This is a genomic window from Arthrobacter sp. Soil761 (genome assembly GCF_001428325.1).
Lineage (GTDB): Bacteria > Actinomycetota > Actinomycetes > Actinomycetales > Micrococcaceae > Arthrobacter.
Genome location: NZ_LMSF01000012.1, coordinates 139,133 through 163,126, shown reverse-complemented (window position 1 = coordinate 163,126; position 23,994 = coordinate 139,133). Strand labels below are relative to the sequence as shown.

The following is a 23,994-nucleotide window of genomic DNA, read 5'->3' as shown; positions in this document are numbered from 1 at the left end:
GCGTGCGAGACCTCCATCGGCGCGATCGCGCACCGCAGGATCACCGACTCCGCGAACGAACCCGACCCCCAGGCCGCATTGGAACGGATCCACCGCACCTACAAGGCCGGCGATACCGACCTCGCCTGGACCCGGCTGACCAACTGGAGGATCCAGCTCGCGGCAGCCCTGGACGAAGTGGACTCCTCACCGGTCACGGCCGTCGCGGTCGAAGGCGCCTCGGACTCACCCTCCACCATCCTGCTGGCAGCCTGGCTCACCCTGACCCTGGACGCACCCGTGACCATCGTCGCGGACCCGGCAGGGACCGGCATCCGCCGCGTCCGCCTCAGCCGCCCCGGCGGCGACGTCCAGCTCTTCCGCCCCGGACTTTCCGTCGCCGAACTCACCCAACCCGGCCAACCCGCCCAACGGATCTCCCTCCCACGCCGCAGCCTCCGCGACTGCCTCGCCGAAGAACTCCGCCGCCTCGACCCGGACGAAGTCTTCGGGGAAGTGATTACTATGGGACTGCCACGTACCAATCTAAGGAGCGTCCGACCCAGTGAGCGTTGACCCACGAGTAAGCATCCATCCAGATTCGTCCGTCCTCATGGCCGCCATCGCGGCCCGCCTGATCACCAAGCTCGTTGATGTGCAGGACAAGTACGGCGAAGCCACCGTGGTGCTCACCGGGGGAACCGTGGGGATCGGCACGCTGAAGGCGGTTGCGGACTCACCGGCAGCGCCCGCCGTCGACTGGTCCAAGGTCAACTTCTGGTGGGGCGACGAACGATTCGTCGGGTCTGCCGATCCTGAGCGAAATACCAGACAGGCGTTCGACGCACTGCTGTCCCACATCCCCGTCGATCCGGACCGGGTGCACTCCCCTGGTTCTTCGGATGAGTTCGGCACTCCGGAGGAAGCCGCCGAGGACTACGCCCGCCAGCTGCGGGAAGCCGCAGCAGACGAACACGCGGCCGACATGTCCGACGACCGGCCGGAGGAGCCGTCGTTGCTCCCCCGGCTGGACGTGGTGCTGCTCGGCGTGGGGCCCGACGCACACATCGCATCGCTGTTTCCGGAACAGGCCGGCATCCGCGAAAAGGAGCGCACGGTGGTGGGTGTCAGGAACTCCCCCAAGCCGCCGCCGCTGCGGATCTCGCTGACCCTTCCCGCCATCAATACGGCGGCGGAGGTTTGGATGGTTGTGGCCGGTGAGGACAAGGCAGGAGCTGTGGGGCTGGCCCTGGCCGGGGCCAACCCTGTGCAGGTACCGGCGTCCGGCCCCCGTGGAACGTCCCGTACCCTGTGGTTGATTGACGAGAATGCAGCCTCACGTGTCCCGCAGCAGTTGGTCCGGAAGGACGCCGCGGGCGCGTAGCTTTTCCAGCGCTCCGGCCAGGACGTCTTCGGCGTCCTGGGCGGAGCGCCGTTCTTTAACGTATTCCAGATGGCTCTTGTAGCCGTCGTCGAAAGGGTCGTCAGCAGCCGCGGCCCGTCCGTCCCTGGTGGCGGGTCCGCCACAACGCCTGCAGTCCCACGTCGCGGGAATCTGGTCCTCGGGCATCTTCAGGAACACGGGCTGCGTCTCATGCCCCCTGGCACACCAATAGGACACCCGGATACGGGGAAGAGGGCGCGGGGACGAGTCGTTGGACTGCAGGCTCGACCCGGACCCTGCAGTAACCCCGGCGCGGGTGCCCCGGAAGCCTGATGACGGATGGACCATTACGACTCCTGCCTCGAAGCGGACGCCGGGGACCTGCAGCTTAAACAAGACTGTGGCCGCCGGGTGAACCGACAGCCACAGTCTAATTGGCAGGCCTACCGGGCGGCAGGGCCTAAAGGACCTTGTACAGCAGGGGTCAGGAATCCCCGGTCCCGCTGAACCGCATGATCAGGCCAAGGGCGATGATCACCACGCCCCACGTCACGCCCAGGATGATGGTGAAGCGGTTGAGGTTCCGTTCTGCCACGCCTGAAGAGCTGAGGCCCGAGCTCATGCCGCCGCCGAACATGTCGGACAACCCGCCGCCGCGTCCCTTGTGCAGGAGGATCAGCAGCGTCAGCAGGAGGCTGGTGATGCCCAGGAGGATCTGCAGAATGACATGAAGAACGTCCACGACGGCCTTTCAGAAGTTGGGATTGCGGGAGTTTTCGCTGGCTGGGGACTAGTCCGCGACCAGGTGGCTCTCGAACCTGACAATATTAGCAAACTCGGCGGGGTCGAGGCTTGCGCCTCCCACCAGCAGGCCGTCCACGTCGCGTTCCTGCAGGATCGCTGCCGCGTTGTTGGCCTTTACCGAACCGCCGTAGAGAAGGCGGGTCTTGCCGGCTGTCCCGGCACCGAACAGCGATTCCAGCTCGGCGCGGATGGCGGCGCACATTTCCTGTGCGTCCTCCGGTCCTGCCACTTCACCGGTGCCGATGGCCCAGACGGGCTCGTAGGCCACCACCAGTTCGGCGGCCTGTTCGGCCGTCAGGCCGGACACTCCGGCACGGAGCTGCTGCAGCGTGTGGTCGACGTGGGTTCCGGCCTGGCGGATCTCAAGGCCTTCGCCGACGCAGAGGACCGGGGTGACCCCGTGCCTGAAGGCGGCCTTGACCTTGGCGTTGAGGACGTCATCGGATTCGTTGTGGATGGTGCGGCGTTCGCTATGGCCCACCAGGACGTACTTGCAGCCGAGCTTGTTCAGGAACTGCCCGGAAATGTCGCCGGTGTAGGCTCCTGAGTCGAACTGGGACAGGTCCTGGCCGCCGTAGGCGACCTGCAGGTCGTCGCCCTGGACCAGGGTCTGGACACCGCGGAGGTCCGTGAACGGCGGGAAGACGGCCACCTCGACGCGGCTGTAGTCGTGCTTGGCGTCGGAGAGGGTCCAGGCCAGCTTCTGCAGGAGCGTAATGCCCTGGACGTGGTCCATGTTCATTTTCCAGTTGCCCGCGATGAAGGGCTTGCGGTCGAAAGCGCCGTTCGTTGACGTAGTCACGTAATCTCCAAAAAGTTCTTGATATGTGTGCGGCCGGCAGGCTGCCGCGGGCAACCTGCCGGCCGGAGGACTGCGAAGTCCGTTTACTGCTGGGAAAGCAGCGGTGGTTCTACCGGCCTGGCCCTACCGGTCCAGGACGCTGAGGCCGGGGAGTTCCTTGCCTTCAAGGTATTCCAGGCTGGCGCCGCCGCCAGTGGAAATGTGTCCGAACTGGTCATCACTGAAACCCAGCGTGCGCACGGCGGCAGCGGAGTCCCCTCCGCCCACCACGGTGAACCCGCCGGTTTCGGTGAGGGCCTGGGCGATTGCACGGGTGCCGGCCGAGAATGCCTCGAATTCGAAGACACCCATGGGGCCGTTCCAAAAGACTGTCCGCGCGCCCTTGATCCGTTCGGAGAAGGCAGCCGCTGTATCCGGCCCAATGTCCAGGCCGATGCCCTGGGCGCCGAAGCTGCTGCCTTCAATGGCGTCGGCTGCCACGGTCTCGTGCCTGGCGTCGGCGGCGAACTTCTCTGCCACCACAACGTCCGTGGGGACAACGAATTCCGTGCCGGCATCGGCCGCGCGCTTCAGGTAGTCCTTGACGACGGTGATCTGGTCCTCCTCAAGGAGGCTGGAGCCAACCTTGTGGCCTGCTGCCGCCAGGAACGTGAAGAGCATGCCGCCGCCCACCAGGATGGTGTCAGCCTTGCCGATCAGGTTGTCGATGACCGCGAGCTTGTCCGAGACCTTGGAGCCGCCGAGCACCACCACATAGGGGCGCTGGGTGTCGGTGGTCAGCTTTCGGAGGACTTCCACTTCGGTGTGCACCAGGTCGCCCTGGTATGACGGAAGCCGGGTGGCGACGTCATAGACACTGGCATGCTTGCGGTGGACGGCGCCGAAGGCGTCATCCACGTAGGCGCCGTTGCCGCCGGTGAGCGCCACGAGCTCATCCGCGAAGGCTCCGCGTTCAGCGTCGTCCTTGCTGGTTTCGCGGGCGTCGAAGCGGACGTTCTCAAGGACCAGCGCTTCACCGTCCTGCAGCGACGCGGCGGCTGCCTTGGCGGCATCGCCGACGGTGTCGGCTGCAAGGGTGACCTTGAAGCCTGCCAGTTCGGCGAGGCGGTCCACTGCGGGGCGGAGGGAGTACTTGTCTTCCGGGGCGCCCTTGGGGCGTCCGAGGTGGGCTGTTACCAGCACGCGGGCACCGGCGTCCGTGAGCTTTTGCAGCACTGGCAGGGAGGCCTTGATACGGCCATCATCAGTGACTGTAGAGCCGTCGAGCGGCACATTCAGGTCACTTCGAACCAGAATGTACCGCCCGCGGACACCTTCAGCGATCAGTTCGTTGAGGGTGTGAGATGTCATGTGTCTAACCCTAGCCCAGCTTGGATGCGACGAGCTCCGTAAGGTCTACGAGGCGGTTGGAGTAGCCCCATTCGTTGTCATACCAGGAAACAACCTTGACCTGGTTGCCGATGACCTTGGTCAGGCCGGAGTCGAAGATGGAGGATGCGGGGTCGCCGACGATGTCGGAGGACACGATGGGCTCGTCCGTGTAGGTCAGGAAGCCCTGCAGTTCCTCGGATTCGGCGGCGCGCTTGAGGGCTGCGTTGACTTCCTCCACGGTGGTCTCGCGGGAGACGGTGACGGTGAGGTCGGTGGCCGAGCCGGTGGGCACGGGAACGCGGATGGCGTAGCCGTCCAGCTTGCCCTTCAGCTCAGGCAGGACCAGGCCGATGGCCTTGGCGGCGCCGGTGGAAGTGGGGACCATGTTGATGGCGGCAGCGCGGGCGCGGCGCAGGTCCTTGTGCGGGCCGTCCTGCAGGTTCTGGTCTGCGGTGTAGGCGTGGACGGTGGTCATCAGGCCGCGTTCGATGCCGAATTCGTCGTTGACCACCTTAGCCAGCGGGCCGAGGCAGTTGGTGGTGCAGGAGGCGTTGGAGATGATGTGGTGCGTGGCGTTGTCGTACAGGTTGTGGTTCACGCCCATCACGATGGTGATGTCCTCGTCCGAGGCGGGAGCGGAGATCAGGACCTTCTTGGCGCCGGCATCGATGTGCTTCCGGGCATCGGCGGCCTTGGTGAAGAAGCCGGTGGACTCGATGACGATGTCCACTCCCAGTTCGCCCCAGGGGAGGTTGGCGGGGTCGCGCTCAGCCAGTACCTTGACGACGTTGCCGTTGACGACGATGTTGCCGTCCTTGACCTCAATGGTTTCCTTCAGGCGGCCGCCCACGGAGTCGTACTTGAACAGGTGGGCCAGGGCTTCGGGGCTGGTGAGGTCGTTGACTGCAACGATCTCCAGGTCGGCGCCCTGTGCCAGGGCTGCGCGGAAGTAGTTGCGGCCAATACGGCCAAAGCCGTTGATACCAATACGGGTCGTCACTTTTTCAGTCTCCTTGGTGCTTTCAGAAGCACAACTAGTTGAGCGGGCTATCAAGCCAACTAACAGATCCCGCACGCCATTGGGCAGAGATGATTTACAAACGGAGGGCGACCAGCCTCATTGCTGAAGGCTAACCGCCTTCCGTGACCTATCTTACGTTTAACTGGGTCCGCCCCCGCAAGTGCGGGGGCGGACGGTCCACATTGCGGGTGGTTTAAGTCCGAATGTGAAGTTTGTTACAGCAGGGTATGGTGCCGCCCACTACGGGAGGGTGATGAGTCCCGTGGCGTTGGTGCGTGCTGCCTCGAATCGCTTGGCAACGTCCGCCCAGTTGACGATGTTCCAGAAGGCCTTGACGTAGTCGGCCTTCACGTTGACGTAGTCCAGGTAGAAGGCGTGCTCCCACATGTCCAGCATCAGCAGCGGGGTGGTTCCCAGTGCCGTGTTGCCCTGCTGGTCGTACAGCTGCTCGATGACGAGGTTTCCGCCGATGGGCTCGTAGGCGAGGAAGCCCCAGCCCGATCCCTGGAGGCCCAGGGCAGCGGCGGAGAACTGTGCACGGAAGGCATCGAAGGAGCCGAAGGCGTCATCGATCGCGGCAGCCAGCTCGCCCTCGGGCTTGTCGCCGCCGTCCGGGGAGAGGTTCTTCCAGAACACGGAGTGGTTGATGTGGCCGCCGGTGTGGAACGCGAGGTCCTTGGAAAGCCGGTTGATGTTGGCGAAGTCGCCCTTTTCGCGCGCCTCGGCCAACTGGGCGAGGGCGTTGTTGGCGCCTGCCACGTAGGCGGCGTGGTGCTTGCTGTGGTGCAGTTCCATGATCCGCGCGGAAATGTGCGGTTCGAGGGCGGCGTAGTCGTAGCTGAGTTCCGGCAATACGTACTCGGTCACAAAATCCTCCAATATCGTGGACCCGTCAGGCCCGGTTGGTAACTCTCGGATTGTGCATCCGGGCAGCTGGTGCCCGGAATTACTTTTGATTCTATGGGGCGGTTACTCGTCCAGCATTTCGGGCGTCACATTGGCGTCCGTTCCGGGAATGCCCAGGTCAAGGGCGCGCTTGTCCGCCATGGCCAGCAGCCGGCGGATCCTGCCGGCAATAGCATCCTTGGTCATGACGGGGTCGGCCAGGCGGCCCAGCTCGTCCAGGCTGGCCTGCTTGTGCGCCACCCGCAGTTCGCCTGCGTACTTCAGGTGGTCCGGAACGTCGTCGCCGAGGATTTCCAGTGCCCGGTCCACCCTTGCCCCTGCCGCCACCGCTGCCTGTGCGGAACGGCGCAGGTTGGCGTCGTCGAAGTTGGCGAGGCGGTTGGCGGTTGCCCTGACCTCCTTGCGCATGCGGCGCTCCTCCCAGACCATCAGGGCGTCGTGGGCTCCCATGCGGGTCAGGAGTGCGGCGATGGTGTCACCGTCGCGGATCACCACCCGGTCCACTCCCCTGACTTCCCTGGCCTTGGCCTGGATGTCCAGGCGGCGGGCCGCGCCCACCAGGGCCAGGGCGGATTCCGGCCCCGGGCAGGTGACCTCCAGCGATGATGACCGGCCGGGTTCCGTGAGGGAGCCGTGGGCCAGGAAGGCCCCGCGCCAGACGGCCTCGGCGTCCGCCGCGGAACCGTTCACGACGGCGGACGGCAGGCCGCGCACGGGGCGTCCGCGTCCGTCCAGGAGGCCGGTCTGGCGTGCCAGCGCCTCGCCGTCACGGACTACGCGGACGACGTAGCGGCTGGCGCGCCGGAGTCCGCCGGCGGAAACGACGATGATTTCGCTTTGGTGTCCGTAGACCTCTGCGATGGCGGCACGGAGCCTGCGCGCCGTAGAGGCCAGGTCCACTTCCGCCTCGATGACGATCCGGCCGGAGATGATGTGCAGTCCCCCGGCAAACCGGAGCATGGCGGAAACCTCAGCCTTGCGCACTGATGACTTCTTGATGTCCAGACGGGACAGTTCTTCCTTGACTGATGCTGTCAGTGCCATGGCACCTTCCTAACTGTTCCCAAAAATGTCCTGGTACGCCGTCGCCAGCCGCAGCGGCTCGTGGACAGGGCGGCGTCCCGACGCCCCTACTTTACCCAAGACCACCTCTGCGCCGATCATGCCGGCGGCCTTCTCGAACTCCCGGCGGTCCGGTATGGAGGTGGGATCGGCCAGGACCACGTCCACGCTGAACTCCGGCGCGTAGCGCCGCAGGACGTGGAGATGGTCCGCCGCCGTCATGCCCGTGGTTTCCTTGGTGTCCGTGGCAAGGTTCATGGTCAGGCAGCGTTTGGCGGGGGTGCTGCAGAGGGCCTGGCGCATCTCCGGCAGGAGCAGGTGCGGCAGGACGGACGTGTACCAGGAGCCCGGACCCAGGACCACCCAGTCCGCCAGTTCGATGGCCGTCAGGGCGTCCGTGCAGGCCGGCGCCGCTTTCGGCAGGAGGCGGACCTCCTCGAGTGAGCCTGCCACGGCACAGCGGGCCTGGCCGTGGATGGTTTGCAGCGCGGTTGAGCCGTCAGGTGCGGTCACGCGCACATCACCTTCAATGGTGAGTGGCACGGTGGACATCGGCAGGACCTGGCCGCGGGCGCCCAGCAGGGCACCCGCCCATTTGAGCCCTGCGACGGTGTCCCCCAGCAGTTCCCAGAGCGTGACGATCAGCAGGTTCCCCATGGCGTGCTCGTCCAGCGATCCGCCGGGTCCCTTTGCGGCGCGGAACCGGTGCTGCATGACATCGCGCCAGGTACGGCCCCAGTCGGTGTCGTCGCAGAGCGCAGACAGCGCCATGCGGAGGTCTCCCGGCGGAAGGACACCGTACTCCTCGCGCAGACGCCCCGACGACCCGCCGTCGTCCGCCACTGTGACCACCGCAGTGAGTTCGGAGGTGAGCAGGCGGAGCGCGGACAGCGAGGCCGCAAGGCCGTGGCCGCCGCCCAGGGCCACCACGTTGGGGCCCTTGTCCTGCTGGCCCGAGCCCTTGCCGGCGGCAGGCGGCACCAGGGGCAGTGCTCCGGTGAAAAGTGCCATTATTCGCGGCCCAGATCCCGGTGCGCGGTGGTCACCGTGACCCGGGGGTACTGCGCAAGTTTCTTGGAAAGTTCCACGGCGACCGCAACGGAGCGGTGCTTGCCGCCCGTACAGCCGACGGCGATGGTGGCGTAGTGCTTGTTCTCCCTGCGGTAGCCCTCCAGGACAGGTTCGAGTGCCAGGACATACCGGTCCACGAAGTTCTTGACGCCTTCGGCCTCGAGCACGTAGTCGCTGACGTCCTTGTCCAGGCCCGTCAGCGGGCGCAGCTGCGGTACCCAGTGCGGGTTGGGGATGAACCTGACATCGGCCACATAGTTGGCGTCCACCGGCAGGCCGTACTTGAAGCCAAAGCTCATGACATTCAGCCGAAGCGCCACCGGACCGGTTTCGCTGAACAGTTCGGTGATGGCGGTGGCCAGCCCGTGGACGTTGTAGTTGGAGGTGTCGAGGACGACGTCGGAGCTGTCGCGCAGTTCCTGCAGCAGCTCACGTTCGGCAGCGATGCCGTCCAGGATCCGTCCGCCGCCCTGCAGCGGATGGGGCCGCCGCCCCTGTTCGAACCGCCGGACCAGGACGTTGTCGCTGGCGTCGAGGAACAGGACGCGGAAGGTGACACCGCTCGCGGCGAGTGCGCCCAGGGCTGCGCGGATGTCCGCGAAAAGGCCCTTGCTGCGGACGTCGATCACCACTGCCAGCCGGGGGATGGACTGCGGGGCGTGCGAAACAAGCTCCGCCAGCGTGCCCAGCATCTGGGGCGGGAGGTTCTCCACGACATACCAGCCATGGTCCTCCAGGGCGTCCGCGGCGGTGCTCCGCCCGGCGCCGGACATTCCGGTGACCACCAGCAGTTCCGCTTCGAGCGGTTTGACGGGCTCCAGCCCGTCCTGATCCGCTCCGGATCCCGCCGTCGTGTCTGCCATGAAGCCTGCCCCGTTTCCTCGTTGTCCACCGGCAGCCGTGATGGCACTGCCCGTCCTTTACCCTAGCTAAATTTCCGGGAACTCCGCTAAGTCTCGATGATTTCGCCGGTGGTCATGTTGATCGCGGGCACGGCAACGGCCTCGGGCCCGTCAGCGGCGAAGTGGTTCACGATGGCGCTGGCGAGTGCCGGACCAATCCCCTTTGCCTGCGAAAGCTCTTCCACGGTTGCGGCCTTCACGCCCTTGACCGATCCAAAGTGGGCCAGCAGGGCCTTGCGCTTGGAGGCGCCCAGGCCCGGAACAGCGTCCAGCGCGGACACGGTCATGGCCTTGCCGCGCTTTTGCCGGTGGAAGGTGATGGCGAAGCGGTGCGCCTCGTCACGGATCCGCTGGAGCAGGTACAGCCCCTGGGAGGTCCGGGGCAGGATGACGGGAAAGTCGCTGTCCGGAAGCCACACTTCCTCCAGCCGCTTGGCCAGGCCCACCACGTAGACGTCGTCGATGCCCAGGTCCTTCAGGGCGCGGGCCGCTGCGTTCACCTGTGGCTGCCCGCCGTCCACCACCACCAGGTTGGGCGGGTAGGCGAACCTGGCCTTGGGTGCAGGAGTGGTGGTGTCCAGCACGGCGCTGTCCGCGTCCGGTTCCAGGCCGTCGGATGCCAGGACGGATTCGTCCACCTGCGCGGACTTGTCCTGCAGGTAGTGCCGGAACCGCCGGGTCAGGACATCATGCATGGCCGCCGTGTCATCGGCGGCCGCGGGGCCGGTAATGGAGAACTTGCGGTAGTCCGACTTCTTGGGCAGCCCGTCCTCCACCACCACCATGGATGCCACCACGTTGGTGCCCTGGACATGGGAGACGTCGAAGCATTCGATCCGGAGCAGGGGCACGGGCAGGTCCAGTGCCTCCTGGAGTTCCTGGAGGGCCTGGGACCTGACGGTGAGGTCCCCGGCGCGCCGCGTCTTGTGCAGCTTCAGCGCGTGCTCGGCATTCTCGCGGACGGTGGACATCAGCGCCGCCTTGTCTCCGCGCTGCGGCACCCGGATGTCCACCTTGGCGCCACGGATGCCGCCCAGCCATTTGGCAAGGTCCTCCGCGTTGCTGGGCGCCACGGGCACCAGGACTTCGCGCGGCAGCCGGCCATGGGTGTCGCCGTCCTCGCCGTAGACCTGCTGGAGCAGGTGCTCCACCAGGTCCGGAGTGGTGAAATCCTCCACCTTTTCCACCACCCAGCCGCGCTGGCCGCGGATCCTGCCGCCGCGGACGTGGAACACCTGGACGGCGGCTTCCAGCTCATCCTCATGCAGGGCGAAGACGTCTGCATCCGTGTCCTCGGACAGCACCACGGCGTTCCGTTCGAAGACCTTGCGCAGGGCCGTGATGTCGTCGCGGAGCCGGGCGGCGTGCTCATAGTCCAGCCTCGCCACGGCGTCGGCCATCTGCTTTTCCAGCTTGTTGATGAACCGCTTGGCCTCGCCTCCCATGAAGGCGCAGAAATCCTCGGCAAGTGCCTTGTGGTCCTCCGGCGAGATCCGGCCCACGCAGGGCGCGGAGCACTTGTCGATGTATCCCAGCAGGCACGGCCGCCCGCTGGCCTCCGCCCGCTTGAAGACGCCGGCGCTGCAGCTCCGGACCTGGAAGACGCGGAGCAGGGTGTCCATGGTCTCGCGGATGGCCCCGGCGGTGTACGGGCCGAAGTAGCGGGTCCCCTTCCGCTTGTCCCCCCGCATGACCTGTACCCGGGGGTACTTTTCGTTCATGGTCACGGCGAGGTAGGGATAGGTCTTGTCGTCCCGGAACACCACATTGAACCGGGGCTTGAATTCCTTGATCCAGGTGTATTCCAGCTGCAGCGACTCGAGTTCGCTGCCAACGACCGTCCACTCGACGCTGCTGGCCGCGTGCACCATGGCATAGGTCTTGGGCAGCAGTCCGGCCGGGTTGGCGAAATACGAGTTCAGCCTGGACCGCAGGCTTTTCGCCTTGCCCACATAGATGACCCGGCCGTGCGGATCACGGAACCGGTATACGCCCGGGTTGGTGGGGATTTCACCGGTTTTGGGCCGGTAACTTGCTGGATTTGCCACCTATCAAGTCTACTGAGTCGCGCCGGGTCTCCCTGCCAGCCGGCCAGGACGGGGTCCGTTCCGGCTGTCCCTGGCCGGCTTGCCGGCTATTCCGGGGTCTTGCTCTGGTTGTAACTGGCCGAACGTTCCTGGCCGCTGAGTTCGGCGATGGCGTCCATGATGCGGTCCGTGACCTCGCGGCGGGCAGGCAGGGAGTGGTCCGGGCCGGTCTTGTCGAAGTACAGCGGCTCCCCCACCTTCATGGTGAAGTGCTGCGGCCTGACCCCCTTCTCGCCGGCGCGCTGCAGCTTCTCGGTGCCGATCAGGCCCACGGGAATCACCGGCGCCCCGGTAGTGAGCGCCAGCCAGCCGACCCCGGTGCGTCCCCGGTAGAGGATGCCGTCCCGGGAACGGGTTCCCTCAGGGTAGATGCCGATGCCGCGGCCTGACTCCAGGATATCCAGCAGTGTCTTGAGCGCCTGGACACTTGCGGCCTGTTCGCCGCGCTCCACCGGAATGGAGCCCACGGATTCGAAGAACGCCTTCATGACCTTGCCCTTGACGCCGCCGGTGGTGAAGTATTCGGCTTTGGCGAAGAAGGCGACCGGCCGCGGCATCAATGCCTGGACGATCACGCTGTCGAAGAAGGACAGGTGGTTGGGAGCCACGATAAACGGGCCGTCGGAGGGGACATTGTCCAGCCCGACGACGGTGGGCCGGCAGGTGCCGGAGATCAGGTTGCGGGTGGTCCAGCGGACGGCATCAAACATTTCCATCGTTGCTCACCCCGCTCATTGCCGCGACGTGGACGGCCTGCAGACGCTCGATGACCGCGACCAGCTCCTCATCGGTGCTGACGACAGCCACGGAGCCGGCTTCCTCCAGTTCCCCGTCCGGAGCGAACCCCCATGCGACGCCGATGCAGTCCAGTCCGTTGGCGATGGCCCCGGACACGTCCTGGGCGCGGTCCCCCACCATAATGGCGTGCTGCGTGTCCAGATCCCGCAGGGCGGCGGCGATGATCTGGGTCTTGCCCAGGGGAACACCGTCCACTGCCGCTTCGTCATCGCCGGAGCCGTGGATTCCGTGGAAGAGGCCGTCGATGCCATGATGCGCCAGCACCGTATGCGCCAGACGCTGTGGCTTTTGGGTGGCTACTGCCACAGGCCGGCCCGCTGCGGCGAAGGATTCAAGGATCCCGCGGATGCCCGGGTACAGCCGGCTTTGGGCGATTCCGGTGGCCACGTAGTGTTCGCGGTACCGGCGGACCACCTCTTCCAGGCGGTCCGCCGGTACCTTTGCCACGTTGAGCAGGGAATCGCTCAGCTTGGGGCCGATCATCGCGTTGAGCAGGTCCTGGCCGGGAACCGGGAGCCCCAGTCCGCGGAGGGCCGCGGCAATCCCCTCGGTTATGCCACCTGCCGGGTCGACAAGAGTGCCGTCCAGGTCAAAGATCACGGGCACTGTTGTTGAAGTCACCGGGTTAGTTTCTCATGACAGCAGGAGTGCCTGAAACTCGCATTCCCCGTGAGGAATATTTCGGTGGAATTTCATCCGGTCAGCCGAGTATCTCGGCCAGGAACTTCCCGGTGTGGCTGGTGCCGGACTTGGCCACCTGCTCCGGCGTTCCGGCCGCGACAATCTGGCCGCCGCCCGAACCGCCGTCGGGCCCGAGGTCAACCAGCCAGTCGGCACTCTTGATGACGTCCAGGTTGTGCTCGATGGTGATCACCGTGTTCCCCTTGTCCACCAGCCCCTGCAGGACCATCAGCAGCTTGCGGATGTCCTCAAAGTGCAGGCCAGTGGTGGGCTCGTCCAGGACGTAGATGCTGCGGCCGTTGGAGCGTTTCTGCAGCTCCGCCGCGAGCTTGACGCGTTGCGCTTCACCGCCGGAGAGGGTGGTGGCAGGCTGTCCGAGGCGGACATACCCGAGTCCCACGTCCACCAGGGTGTTCAGGTGCCGTGCGATGGGCGAGAAGGCCGCGAAGAACTCGGCGCCCTCTTCGATGGGCATGTTGAGGACGTCGGCGATGGTCTTGCCCTTGTAGTGCACCTCCAGGGTCTCCCGGTTGTAGCGCGCACCGTGGCACACCTCGCAGGGGACGTACACGTCAGGCAGGAAGTTCATCTCGATCTTCAGCGTGCCGTCGCCGGAGCAGGCCTCGCAGCGGCCGCCTTTGACGTTGAACGAGAAACGGCCGGGCAGGTAGCCGCGGACCTTGGCCTCGGTGGTTTCGGCGAAGAGCTTGCGGATGTTGTCGAAGACACCGGTGTACGTGGCCGGGTTGGACCGCGGCGTGCGGCCGATGGGGCTTTGGTCTACATGGACCACCTTGTCGAGGTGCTCCAGGCCCTGGACCGTCTTGTGCCGTCCGGCCACCTGCTTGGCGCCGTTGAGCTTGTTGGCCAGCACCTTGTAGAGGATTTCATTGACCAGGGTGGACTTGCCCGAACCACTCACGCCCGTCACCGCGGTGAAAAGACCCAGCGGGAAGGCTGCGTCGACGTTCAGGAGGTTGTTCTCCCGTGCGCCCAATACCTTGATCTCGCGCTTCTTGTCGTACTTGCGCCGCTTCCGGGGCACCTCGATGGCCTTGCGGCCGGACAGGTAGTCGCCGGTCAGGGACTCCTTGTTGTCCAGCAACTCCTTGTAGGTCCCCGAGTGGACCACCTGGCCGCCATGCTCGCCCGCGCCGGGTCCGATGTCCACGATCCAGTCGGCCACGTGGATGGTGTCCTCGTCGTGCTCCACGACGATCAGGGTGTTTCCCATGTCGCGGAGCCGGGTGAGGGTTTCGATGAGCCTGCGGTTGTCCCGCTGGTGCAGCCCAATGGACGGTTCATCCAGGACGTAGAGGACGCCCACCAGGCCGGAGCCGATCTGGGTGGCGAGCCGGATGCGCTGCGCTTCGCCGCCGGACAGGGTGGCCGAGGGGCGCTCCAGGTTGAGGTATTCCAGCCCCACATCCAGCAGGAAGGTCAGGCGGGCCTGGATCTCCTTGAGGACCTGGTGGGCGATCTGCGCCTCGCGCCCGGTCAGCACCAGGTTGTTGAGGAAATCCGCGCAGTCCCGCATGGGCAGGGCGGCAACCTCGGCGATGGACTTGCCGTTGATCAGCACCGACAGGGATGCCGGGTTGAGCCGCGCGCCGTTGCAGGCGGGGCAGGGAACCTGCCGCATGTACTCCTCGTAGCGGTCGCGGGCCCAGTCGGAATCGGTCTCGCCGTGCTTGCGGTGGACGTACTGGATGGCGCCTTCAAACCCGGTGCTGTACTTGCGTTCGCGGCCAAAGCGGTTGCGGTACTGCACCACCACCTTGTGGTCCTTGCCGTGCAGGATGGTCTGGCGCACGTCCTTGCCCAGCTTCTCCCACGGCGTGGTCATGGAGAAACCAACCTCCTTGGCCAGGCCCTCGAGGAGCCGGTTCCAGTACTCCGTGGTGGCAGTACCCAGTGACCAGGGCGCGATGGCTCCCTCCGACAGGGAGAGTTCCGGGTTGGGAACAATGAGTTCCTCGTCAACCTCGAGGCGGGTGCCGATGCCGCTGCAGGCGGCGCAGGCGCCGAAGGGGTTGTTGAACGAGAAGGAGCGCGGCTCGATTTCGTCGATGGCCAAGGGGTGCTCGTTGGGGCAGGCGAGGTTCTCGGAGAACGCCCGGATCCTTTCGGGGGCGTCCGCGTCCACGTCGACGAACTCCGCCAGGACCCGGCCCTCGGCCAGTCCCAGCGCGGTCTCGATGGAGTCGGTGAGCCGCTGGCTGATGCCTTCCTTGACCACCAGGCGGTCAACCACCACTTCGATGGTGTGCTTGAACTGCTTGCCCAGCTTGGGGGGATCGTTGAGCTGGACGAGGTTGCCGTCCACCCGCGCCCGGGAGTAGCCCTTTGCGGTGAGTTCCTTGAAGAGGTCCACGAACTCGCCCTTGCGGCCACGCACCACCGGCGCCAGGACCTGGAAGCGGGTTCCCTCGTCGAGTTCGAGGAGCTGGTCCACAATCTGCTGCGGCGTCTGCTTTGACACGGGTTCACCACAGACGGGGCAGTGCGGCCTGCCGACGCGCGCCCACAGCAGGCGCATGTAGTCGTAGATCTCGGTGATGGTTCCTACAGTGGACCGCGGGTTCTTGCTGGTGGATTTCTGGTCGATGGATACAGCCGGGGAGAGCCCTTCGATGAAATCGACGTCGGGCTTGTCCACCTGGCCCAGGAACTGGCGTGCGTAGGCGGACAGCGATTCGACGTAGCGGCGCTGGCCTTCGGCAAAGATTGTGTCGAACGCCAGCGAGGACTTGCCGGAGCCGGAGAGGCCGGTGAAGACGATCATGGCGTCGCGCGGCAGGTCGAGGTCCACGTTGCGCAGGTTGTGCTCCCGCGCGCCCTTCACCACAAGGCGGGAGAGGTCCGGGCGCTGCGGGGCGGCGGCGGCAGGGACCGCGAAGGACGTGGAGGGGGCAGGGGTTTCTTCAGCTACGGCTTTAGGCACCCCATTATGCTAATCGAAAACTTTTTCGAACACTCGCGGTTCCGCCGTCAGGGAACATCGTAGGCAGCCGCCAGGATTTTCACGGCCTCGGCAAAGCTGGCCCCTTGGGATTTGGCGACGGCGGCGTATGCGGCGGCTGCGGCGGACAGGCCGCCCAGGCGCTCGTCCCGCGCGGCAACCACCGTACCGTTCCGGCCACGGGTGGTGACGATCCCGGCGGCCTCCAGTTCCTTGTACGCCCTGGCCACGGTGTGCGGGGCAACGTCGAGCTTCTCCGCCAGGGCCCGCACGGCAGGCAGCCTGGTGCCCGGCGCCAACGCGCCGCTGTCCGCCAGATGGATGACCTGAAGCCGGAGTTGCTCGAACAGCGCCACGCTGCTGGCCGGGTTGGGGCGCCAGGACCCCGGGAAGTCGCCTGCGGCGCTCACAGGCCGCCCTCCAGGATGCCCGCACGGCCGTCGCGTTCGGCGAACTGTGCGTTGTACAGCCGGGCGTAGTAGCTGTTGGCGGCAAGGAGGCTGTCATGCGTGCCCTGCTCGACGATCCGTCCATGGTCCATGACGAGAATTAGATCAGCGTTCCGGATGGTGGACAAACGGTGGGCAATCACGAAACTGGTCCGCCCCTGGCGCAGCCGCTGCATCGCCTGGCGGATGAGCACCTCCGTCCTGGAATCGACCGAACTTGTGGCCTCATCCAGGACCAGCACACTGCGCCCGGCGAGCTGCGCCCTGGCGATGGTGATGAGCTGCCGCTGCCCCTGGCTGAGCTGCTCGCCGCCGTTCTCCAGGACTGTGTCGTAGCCGCGCGGCAGGGACCTGATGAAACGGTCCGCGTGCGTTGCCTCCGCGGCGGCAACTATGGCCGCATCGGCAGCGCCTGGCAGCCCGTAGGCGATGTTTTCCCGGATGGTCCCGGCAAAAAGCCAGGAATCCTGGAGCACCACGCCGAACCTGCCCCGCAGCTGGTCGCGGGGAATTTCCGCGATGTCCCTTCCGCCCATGGTGATCCTGCCGGACGAAGGTTCCAGGAACCGCATCAGCAGGTTCACCACGGTGCTCTTGCCCGCGCCCGTGTGCCCCACGATGGCCACCGCCTGGCCCGGTTCCACCGTGAAGGTGAGGTTGCTGACCGCCGGAACGGAACCGGGATAGCTGAAGGTGACGTCATGGAAGACGATGCGGCCGGCGGCGGGAGCGCCGGCCGCTGCGCCGGCCGGTTCCTGGAGGTCTTCCCCGGCATCGAGGAGCACGAAAACCCTTGCCGCCGAGGCTGCGCAGGACTGAATAACGTTGAGCAGGCCGCCGATTTGCCCCACCGGCTGGGTGAACAGCCGGCTGAATTGGATGAAGGCCTGGACGCCGCCGATGGTCATGGCGCCTGCGATGACCTGCAGCGCACCCACCACTGCGACAGCAATGTAATTGAGGTTGGACATCAGCACCATCAGCGGCTGGACCACACCGGCTGAGTACTGGGCTTTGGCTGCCGCCCGGGCCAGGCGGCCGTTGCTGCGGCTGAAGACCTCCGTGGCCTGCGCCTGCCGGCCAAAGGCCTTGATGACTTCATGCCCGCTAATGAATTCCTCCACGTGCGCGTTGAGTTCGCCGGTCTCCTTCCATTGCCTGGCGAAATGCTCCTGGGACCGCCGGGCCACCAGGACGGTGATCCAGGTGGAAACGGGGACGCTGGCAATGGCAATGGCCGCGAGCAGCGGCGAGATCCACAGCATCATGGCCAGCGACCCGCACAGCATCAGGACGGACACGATGAGCTGGGTCAGAACCTGGTTCAGGGCCTGGGCAATGTTGTCGATGTCGTTGGTGGCCCGGCTCAGGACATCCCCGCGGGAGCGTTCCCGGAAATACGTGGAGGGGAGCCGGTGCAGCTTGTCCTCAAGCGCTGCTCGCAGGCCATACATAAGTCCCTGCACCGCACGTGCCGTCAGAGCGCCCTGGATCCAGTTGAAGAGGGAAGCGAAAACATACATCAAGGCCACGGCTGCCAGCAGGACTCCGAGGCGCTGGTCCAGGCTTCCCTGGAAGATGCCCTGCACCACCATGTCCGTGGCGTCGCCCAGATACTTGGGGGCGGCAACGTTGACCCCTGCGAAGGCGCACGTTGCCGCCACGGCCCCCAGCATCTGCAGCCGGAACGGGCGCAGCAGGCCAAGGAGCCTGCGGGCGGTCGGCCAGAACCTGTGCGCCGATTCCGCGGATTCCTCCACCGCCGTCACAGCGTGCCGTCCAGCGCGAGCTGGGATTCTGCGATTTCCCGGTAGGTGGCGGACGTTTCCAGCAGCTCCCTGTGCGTTCCCTGCGCAACCAGCCGGCCGTCGTCGAGCACCAGGATGAGATCCGCGTCTTCGACCGCGGAAATGCGCTCGGCCACGATGATGACCGTTGCGGCGGCGAGCGCCTGGTCAAGTGCGCGCCGCAGCCTGGTGTCGGTGTCATAGTCCAGCGCGGAGAAGCTGTCGTCAAAGAGGTAGAGGGGCGCTTTGCGCAGGAGGGCCCTGGCGATGCAGAGCCTTTGCCGCTGGCCGCCCGACAGGCTGGCGCCGCCCTGGCCGACGGGGGTGGCAAGTCCAAGCGGGAGGTCGCGCATGAAACGCATGGTCTGGGCAGCCTCCAGGACAGCCCACAGTTCCTGGTCCGTGGCGTCGGGGTCCGCCATCCGCAGGTTGTCTGCGATGGTTCCCGTAAAAAGGTGGGAGTGCTGGGGCACGATAGCCATGGCAGCGCGGAGTTGGTCCAGGGGCAGGTGGCGGATGTCGTGGCCGGCAAGGGTGATGCGGCCGTGGGTGGGGTCCAGGAAACGCGGGATCAGGTTCAGCAGCGTGGTCTTGCCGCTTCCGGTGGAGCCCACGATTGCTGTGGTGGTACCGGGAGCTGCCGTGAAACTGATGTCCGCGAGCACGGGCGCTTCTGCTCCCGGATAAGAGAAGGCAACATCGTGGAACGCCAGCGTTGCCTGCCGCCCCGGCAGCACGGCGCCGGGCGGCGGAGGCGCGGCTGCCTTGTCACTGGCTGCCTTGTCGCTGGCCGCTCGGTCACTGGCCGCAGTGTGATTGCCCGGATCGCCGACGGACGGCTCGGTGTCAAGGACCGCCTGGATGCGTTCCGCGCAGACTGCCGCCCGCGGCGCCGTCATGAGCACGTACATGGACATCATGATCGCCAGCAGTATCTGCATGATGTAGGCGATGAACGCCGTGAGCGCCCCAAGGTTCATCTGGCCTGCCTGGATCCGGTGCCCGCCGAACCACACCACCGCAACCGAGCTGGTATTGACCACCAGCATGATGATGGGCAGCATCCCCGCCACCAGGAGCGCGGACTGCAGGTTGTTGGCGGTGAGGCCGGCGTTGGTTTCCGCAAACCGCCGGACCTCATGGCCCTGGCGGACAAAGGCGCGGATGACATCCACCCCGATGATCTGCTCGCGAAGAATCCCGCCGGACCGGTCCAGCAGGTCCTGGCCCTCACGGTAGAGCGGAATCAGCCGCCTGACAATCAGGTACATGATCAGCAGGAGCAGGGGCACGATGACGATCACCACCAGGGACAGCGCAACATCCTGCTGCACGGCCAGGACGATGCCGCCTACGCCCATGGCGGGCCCGGCAAAGAGCATGGTGAAGACAAGCACCGCGAAGGCCTGGATCTGCTGGACATCGTTGGTGGCGCGGATGGTCAGGCTCTGTGTTCCGAACAGGGCCACGTCCTGGGAGGACAGGGACTGGATCCGGGTGAAAACCTCGGCCCGCAGGCGGTGCCCGATCCTCATGGCCACCACCGCCCCAAGGTAGCCGGCAGCAATGGCGGACGCTGCCTGCACCACGGCAATGACGGCCATGAGCACGCCAAGGCGCGAGACCACCCCCGGCTCCCCTGCGACAATCCCGTCATCGATAATGGCGGCGTTCACGGTGGGCAGCAGCAGGTTTGCCGCCGCCTGGATCAGCTGAAGGAAAACGATCGCCCATACATACGCGTATTGACCGGCAAGCTGCCGCTTCACGAGTCCGACCAGCAAAATACCCCCTGTAAATGCATGGGCCGAAGAGGGGGCCAGCGGCTTGACCCCTAAACCACAGTCGCCATTGTAAGCCAGATCACTTTTCACTGCTGTCACAGCCTGTGACGGGCGTGGAAAACCCGTTGGCCGGGTACCGGTTAGCCGGCCTTGCGGCCCACTGCGAAGATGCGGCGGAAAGGCAAAACGGTGCCGTGGACCCCGCGGGGGTAGGCGTCCCGCAAAGAAGCCGCGTACTCGGTCTCGAAACTCCTGGCGTCCTCCTCGCCCAGGGCGGCCATCACAGGCCGCAGTGCCGTGCCCCGGACCCATTCCAGCACGGGGTCCGGCCCCGGCAGGACCTGCAGGTAGGTGGTTTCCCACGCATCCGCCGCGCAGCCGGCGTCGAGCAGGATCCGCAGGTATTCCTCCGGCTCCCCCACTGCCTCCCCGCCCCGCAGCACACCGTCCAGCTTTGCAGCCCAGCGGTCCGACCCCGCGAGATCCCGCATCAGGGAGTGCGAGGGGGCGTTGAAATTTCCGGGTACCTGCAGGGCGAACCAGGCCCCCGGCCGGAGCACTTCCAGCCACTTGCGCATCATGTCCTGGTGGCCCGGAACCCACTGCAGGGCGGCGTTGCTGACCACAACGTCCGTCTCCGGACTGGGCATCCAGCCCTCGATGCCGGCCTGCTCAAAGCGAAGGGAGGGCTTCTCCTCCGCCAGTGCCGACGCCTTTGCCAGCATGTCCGCGGAGGAATCCAGGCCCAGGACCCGGGCGCCCGGCCAGCGGTCAGCCAGGGTTGCCGTCAGGTTCCCTGGCCCGCAGCCCAGGTCAACCACGCGCTTGGGCCGGTCGGCATGGATCCGGGCCGTGAGATCGAAGAACGGCCGGTTCCGGTAGTCGCCGAACTGGACATACTTGGCGGGGTCCCACTTCATGAATCTCTCCAGCTTCTGACGCGCACACGGGCAAGGCGTAGCCTAACCCGCCAGGGACTCCGGATCCGGCCGCAACGTGGCACTAAGGTTGAAGTCAATGAAACTCGTTGACCAGCTGATCGATCTGCCCGCCCCCGCCCCATCCGCCGCCGTCGACCCCGACGCCCTTTACACCCGGTTCGTGGAGTGGACGGAAAGCCGGGGCCTGTCGCTGTACCCGGCACAGGACGAGGCCATCATGGAGCTGGCAACCGGGGCGAACGTCATCCTGGCCACGCCCACCGGCTCAGGGAAGTCCCTGGTGGCCATTGCGGCGCACTTCCAGGCCATGGCCCAGGGCCGCCGAAGCTATTACACGGCACCGATCAAAGCCCTGGTGTCCGAGAAATTCTTCGCGCTCTGCGACATCTTCGGAGCAGAGAACGTGGGCATGATCACCGGCGACTCCGGGGTGAACCAGGATGCTCCCATCATCTGCTGCACCGCCGAGATCCTGGCCAACATCGCGCTCCGGGAAGGCGCCGCAGCCGAACTCGGTGCGGTGATCATGGACGAGTTCCACTTCTACTCCGACCCGCAGCGCGGCTGGGCCTGGCAGGTCCCCCTCCTGGAGCTTCCGCAGGCCCAGTTCCTGCTGATGTCCGCCACCCTGGGCGATGTCACCCGGTTCGAGGAGGGGCTCACGGCGCTGACCGGACGTGCGACCACCACCGTCAGTTCCGCCGAACGGCCCATTCCGCTGCACTACTACTACCACCAGACACCCGTCCACGAGACGCTGGAGGAGTTGTTGTCCACCCGGCAGGTGCCCGTCTATGTGGTGCACTTCAGCCAGCTCGAAGCGATCGACCGTGCCCAGAACCTGATGAGCATCAACGTGTGTACCCGGGAGGAAAAGGACAAAATCGCGGAGCTGATCGCCAACTTCCGGTTTGCCGCGGGCTTTGGGAAGACGCTTAACCGCCTGGTCCGCCATGGGATCGGTGTGCACCACGCCGGGATGCTGCCCAAGTACCGGCGGCTGGTGGAGCAGCTGGCGCAGGCGGGGCTGCTGAAGGTCATTTGCGGCACGGACACCCTGGGCGTGGGCATCAACGTCCCCATCCGGACGGTGCTGCTCACGGCTTTGAGCAAGTACGACGGCGTCCGCACCCGGCTGCTCAACCCGCGTGAGTTCCACCAGATTGCGGGCAGGGCAGGCCGTGCGGGCTACGACACCGCCGGGACAGTGGTGGTGCAGGCACCCGAGCACGTGACTGAGAACGTCAAGGCGATGGCCAAGGCCACCGCCAAGTTCGGCGATGACCAGAAGAAGCTGCGCCAGGTGGTGAAGAAAAAGCCGCCCGAGGGCTTCGTCTCCTGGGGTGAGCCCACGTTCAAGCGGTTGGTGGAATCGGTACCGGACCCGCTGACGTCCAGCTTCACGGTAACGCACGCCATGTTGATGAACCTGATGGAGCGGCCCGGCGACCCGTTCGCGGCGGCCCGGCGGCTGCTCACCGAAAACCACGAGCCGCGCGCTTCCCAGCTGCGGCTGATGAAGAAGGCCCTGGGCATTTACCGGGAACTGCTGGCCGCCGAAGTGATCGAACGCATCCCGCCGGAGGAGCAAGGCCCCGATGGCCGTTCCGTCCGGCTGACCGTCCATCTGCAGCCGAACTTCGCGCTGAACCAGCCGCTCTCCCCCTTTGCGCTTGCCGCACTGGAGCTCCTTGACCCGGAGTCGCCGTCGTACGCCCTGGACGTGGTGTCCGTGATCGAGGCGACCCTGGAGAAACCGCGGCAGATACTGTCGGCGCAGCAGAAGAAGGCGCGCGGCGAAGCGGTGGCCGCCATGAAGGCTGAGGGCATCGACTACGACCAGCGGATGGCCATGCTGGACGAGGTCACCTACCCCCAACCGCTCGCGGAGATCCTGGGCGAGGCGTTCGAGGTCTACCGGAAGGCCGCGCCGTGGGTGGGCGACTTTGAGCTTGCACCCAAGTCGGTAGTGCGCGACATGTACCAGCGGGCGATGAACTTTGGCGAATTCGTCCAGTTCTACGGCCTGGCCCGGTCCGAAGGAATCGTGCTGCGGTACCTTGCCGATGCCTTCAAGGCGCTGCGCCAGACTGTTCCGCAGGACATGCTTCGCGAGGACCTGGAAGACCTGACCGCCTGGCTGGGTGAGCTGGTTCGGCAGGTGGACTCCAGCCTCCTGGACGAATGGGAGGAGCTGGCCTCCGGGGCGGCGCCGACGCCGCATGACGCGCCGCCTCCCCCGCCGCCGTCGCTCACCTCCAACATCCGCGCCTTCCGGGTGATGGTGCGCAACGAGATGTTCCGGCGGGTGGAACTGTTCGCTGACGAGGACGCGACGGCGTTGGGCGAGCTCGACGGCGGTTCCGGGTGGGGTGCCGAACGCTGGGAAGACGCGCTGGACGACTACTTCGACGAACACGATGACATCGGGACCGGGCCCGACGCCCGCGGTCCGGGCCTGCTCATCATCACCGAGGAACCCGGAACGTGGAAGGTGCGTCAGATCTTCGATGACCCGGCGGGCAACCACGACTGGGGGATCTCCGCCGAGGTGGATCTTGCGGGCTCGGATGCCACCGGGACAGCGGTGGTCAAGGTGACGGAGGTTAACCGGCTCTGACACCGACCTGGCCGGGGCAGCCGTCCCGGCGCCGGCGGTAAGCTCGGAGAATGAGTGCAATCCGCCCCGCAACCCGCCACGACGTGCCCGCCATCCTCCGAATGATCCATGAACTGGCCCATTACGAGAAGGAACCCGACGCCGTCCGGAACACGCCCGAGCGCCTGGAACAGGTGCTCTTCGGCGACAACCCCCGCGTATTCGCGGCCATGGCCGAAAACGCGGCGGGCGAGGTGCAGGGCTTCGCGCTGTGGTTCCTGAACTACTCCACCTGGGAGGGCGTTCACGGGATCTACCTGGAGGACCTTTACGTCAGCCCGGAAGCCCGGGGCGAAGGCCACGGCAAGGCGCTGCTGCAGCACCTTGCGGCGATCGCGGTCGAGAATGGCTACGCACGGGTGGAATGGAGCGTGTTGGACTGGAACGAGCCCTCCATCAACTTTTACCGCCGCCTGGGTGCGCGCCCCATGGACGGCTGGTCCACCTTCAGGCTGACCGGCGAATCACTGGACCGGTTCGGCCGGGCCACGTCCCGCGACTCCCTTCCCGCTTCTGCCCGTGGCTGACGCGCGCCGGGTCCAGG

21 protein-coding genes are annotated in these 23,994 nt (G+C 66.0%); 4 read left to right on the top strand and 17 right to left on the bottom strand.

All coding sequences use genetic code 11. From position 1 onward, the window contains the following. Together ASG79_RS24090 and pgl are read left to right on the top strand one after the other, a co-directional pair. Positions 1-555, top strand: a 555-nt coding sequence (locus ASG79_RS24090) for a glucose-6-phosphate dehydrogenase assembly protein OpcA (protein WP_235509774.1), incomplete at its 5' end; no start/stop codon positions are given. Between the two features lie 37 nt (positions 556-592). Beyond that, positions 593-1,363, top strand: coding sequence for a 6-phosphogluconolactonase (gene pgl / locus ASG79_RS08860; RefSeq protein ID WP_235509787.1), 771 nt, complete (start codon positions 593-595; stop codon positions 1,361-1,363). Here the strand turns inward: pgl and ASG79_RS08855 are convergent. From ASG79_RS08855 to ASG79_RS08775, 17 genes are all read right to left on the bottom strand, one after another. Then, on the bottom strand, positions 1,316-1,711 hold the full coding sequence (locus tag ASG79_RS08855; RefSeq protein WP_026266190.1) for an RNA polymerase-binding protein RbpA: 396 nt from the start codon (positions 1,709-1,711) through the stop codon (positions 1,316-1,318). The two genes, pgl and ASG79_RS08855, sit on opposite strands and share 48 nt — an antisense overlap. Positions 1,712-1,847: 136 nt before the next feature. Beyond that, positions 1,848-2,105: a preprotein translocase subunit SecG gene (gene secG, locus ASG79_RS08850; RefSeq protein ID WP_018771976.1), complete on the bottom strand. Its 258-nt coding sequence runs from the start codon at positions 2,103-2,105 to the stop codon at positions 1,848-1,850. Between the two features lie 48 nt (positions 2,106-2,153). Next, the gene (tpiA, locus tag ASG79_RS08845; RefSeq protein ID WP_018771977.1) at positions 2,154-2,969 is read right to left on the bottom strand and encodes a triose-phosphate isomerase; all 816 of its coding nucleotides are present in this window, start codon (positions 2,967-2,969) and stop codon (positions 2,154-2,156) included. 123 nt (positions 2,970-3,092) lie between these two features. After that, entirely contained in the window at positions 3,093-4,319 is a 1,227-nt protein-coding gene (locus ASG79_RS08840; RefSeq protein ID WP_056390232.1) for a phosphoglycerate kinase, read from the bottom strand. A 10-nt stretch (positions 4,320-4,329) separates the two neighbouring features. Further along, a complete protein-coding gene (gene gap, locus ASG79_RS08835; protein ID WP_018771979.1) occupies positions 4,330-5,340 on the bottom strand; it encodes a type I glyceraldehyde-3-phosphate dehydrogenase in 1,011 nt (336 codons plus the stop codon). 261 nt (positions 5,341-5,601) lie between these two features. Then, entirely contained in the window at positions 5,602-6,228 is a 627-nt protein-coding gene (locus ASG79_RS08830) for a superoxide dismutase (protein ID WP_018771980.1), read from the bottom strand. Between the two features lie 102 nt (positions 6,229-6,330). Then, positions 6,331-7,311 (bottom strand): DNA-binding protein WhiA, encoded by a 981-nt coding sequence (whiA, locus tag ASG79_RS08825; RefSeq protein ID WP_015937022.1) that lies wholly within the window; start codon positions 7,309-7,311, stop codon positions 6,331-6,333. Between the two features lie 9 nt (positions 7,312-7,320). Beyond that, positions 7,321-8,340, bottom strand: coding sequence for a gluconeogenesis factor YvcK family protein (locus ASG79_RS08820; RefSeq protein WP_018771981.1), 1,020 nt, complete (start codon positions 8,338-8,340; stop codon positions 7,321-7,323). Further along, positions 8,340-9,263 carry an RNase adapter RapZ gene (gene rapZ, locus ASG79_RS08815; RefSeq protein WP_018771982.1) on the bottom strand — a complete coding sequence of 308 codons (924 nt, stop codon included), beginning with the start codon at positions 9,261-9,263 and terminating at the stop codon, positions 8,340-8,342. The genes ASG79_RS08820 and rapZ overlap by 1 nt, the downstream gene beginning before the upstream one ends. An 86-nt stretch (positions 9,264-9,349) precedes the next feature. Then, positions 9,350-11,350 carry an excinuclease ABC subunit UvrC gene (gene uvrC / locus ASG79_RS08810; protein WP_056390229.1) on the bottom strand — a complete coding sequence of 667 codons (2,001 nt, stop codon included), beginning with the start codon at positions 11,348-11,350 and terminating at the stop codon, positions 9,350-9,352. Between the two features lie 86 nt (positions 11,351-11,436). Continuing rightward, entirely contained in the window at positions 11,437-12,105 is a 669-nt protein-coding gene (locus ASG79_RS08805; RefSeq protein WP_026266192.1) for a lysophospholipid acyltransferase family protein, read from the bottom strand. Beyond that, on the bottom strand, positions 12,092-12,808 hold the full coding sequence (locus ASG79_RS08800) for an HAD hydrolase-like protein (protein ID WP_026266193.1): 717 nt from the start codon (positions 12,806-12,808) through the stop codon (positions 12,092-12,094). Before ASG79_RS08800 ends, ASG79_RS08805 begins: the two co-directional genes overlap by 14 nt. A gap of 79 nt (positions 12,809-12,887) precedes the next feature. Further along, positions 12,888-15,812 carry an excinuclease ABC subunit UvrA gene (gene uvrA, locus ASG79_RS08795; RefSeq protein ID WP_018771986.1) on the bottom strand — a complete coding sequence of 975 codons (2,925 nt, stop codon included), beginning with the start codon at positions 15,810-15,812 and terminating at the stop codon, positions 12,888-12,890. A 47-nt stretch (positions 15,813-15,859) separates the two neighbouring features. Beyond that, positions 15,860-16,240: a GntR family transcriptional regulator gene (locus ASG79_RS08790; protein WP_018771987.1), complete on the bottom strand. Its 381-nt coding sequence runs from the start codon at positions 16,238-16,240 to the stop codon at positions 15,860-15,862. After that, complete coding sequence (locus ASG79_RS08785; protein WP_056390226.1) at positions 16,237-18,048, bottom strand: ABC transporter ATP-binding protein; 1,812 nt, start codon at positions 18,046-18,048, stop codon at positions 16,237-16,239. The genes ASG79_RS08790 and ASG79_RS08785 overlap by 4 nt, the downstream gene beginning before the upstream one ends. Then, positions 18,045-19,850, bottom strand: a complete 1,806-nt coding sequence (locus ASG79_RS08780) for an ABC transporter ATP-binding protein (RefSeq protein WP_018771989.1) — start codon at positions 19,848-19,850, stop codon at positions 18,045-18,047. Before ASG79_RS08780 ends, ASG79_RS08785 begins: the two co-directional genes overlap by 4 nt. A 140-nt stretch (positions 19,851-19,990) precedes the next feature. Next, positions 19,991-20,770 (bottom strand): trans-aconitate 2-methyltransferase, encoded by a 780-nt coding sequence (locus tag ASG79_RS08775; RefSeq protein ID WP_056390223.1) that lies wholly within the window; start codon positions 20,768-20,770, stop codon positions 19,991-19,993. A gap of 97 nt (positions 20,771-20,867) precedes the next feature. Between ASG79_RS08775 and ASG79_RS08770 the strand changes: the two genes are divergently transcribed. Together ASG79_RS08770 and ASG79_RS08765 are read left to right on the top strand one after the other, a co-directional pair. Further along, a complete protein-coding gene (locus tag ASG79_RS08770) occupies positions 20,868-23,411 on the top strand; it encodes a DEAD/DEAH box helicase (protein ID WP_056390220.1) in 2,544 nt (847 codons plus the stop codon). Between the two features lie 50 nt (positions 23,412-23,461). Further along, positions 23,462-23,977, top strand: coding sequence for a GNAT family N-acetyltransferase (locus tag ASG79_RS08765; RefSeq protein ID WP_018771992.1), 516 nt, complete (start codon positions 23,462-23,464; stop codon positions 23,975-23,977). The last annotated feature ends 17 nt before the right edge of the window (positions 23,978-23,994 follow it).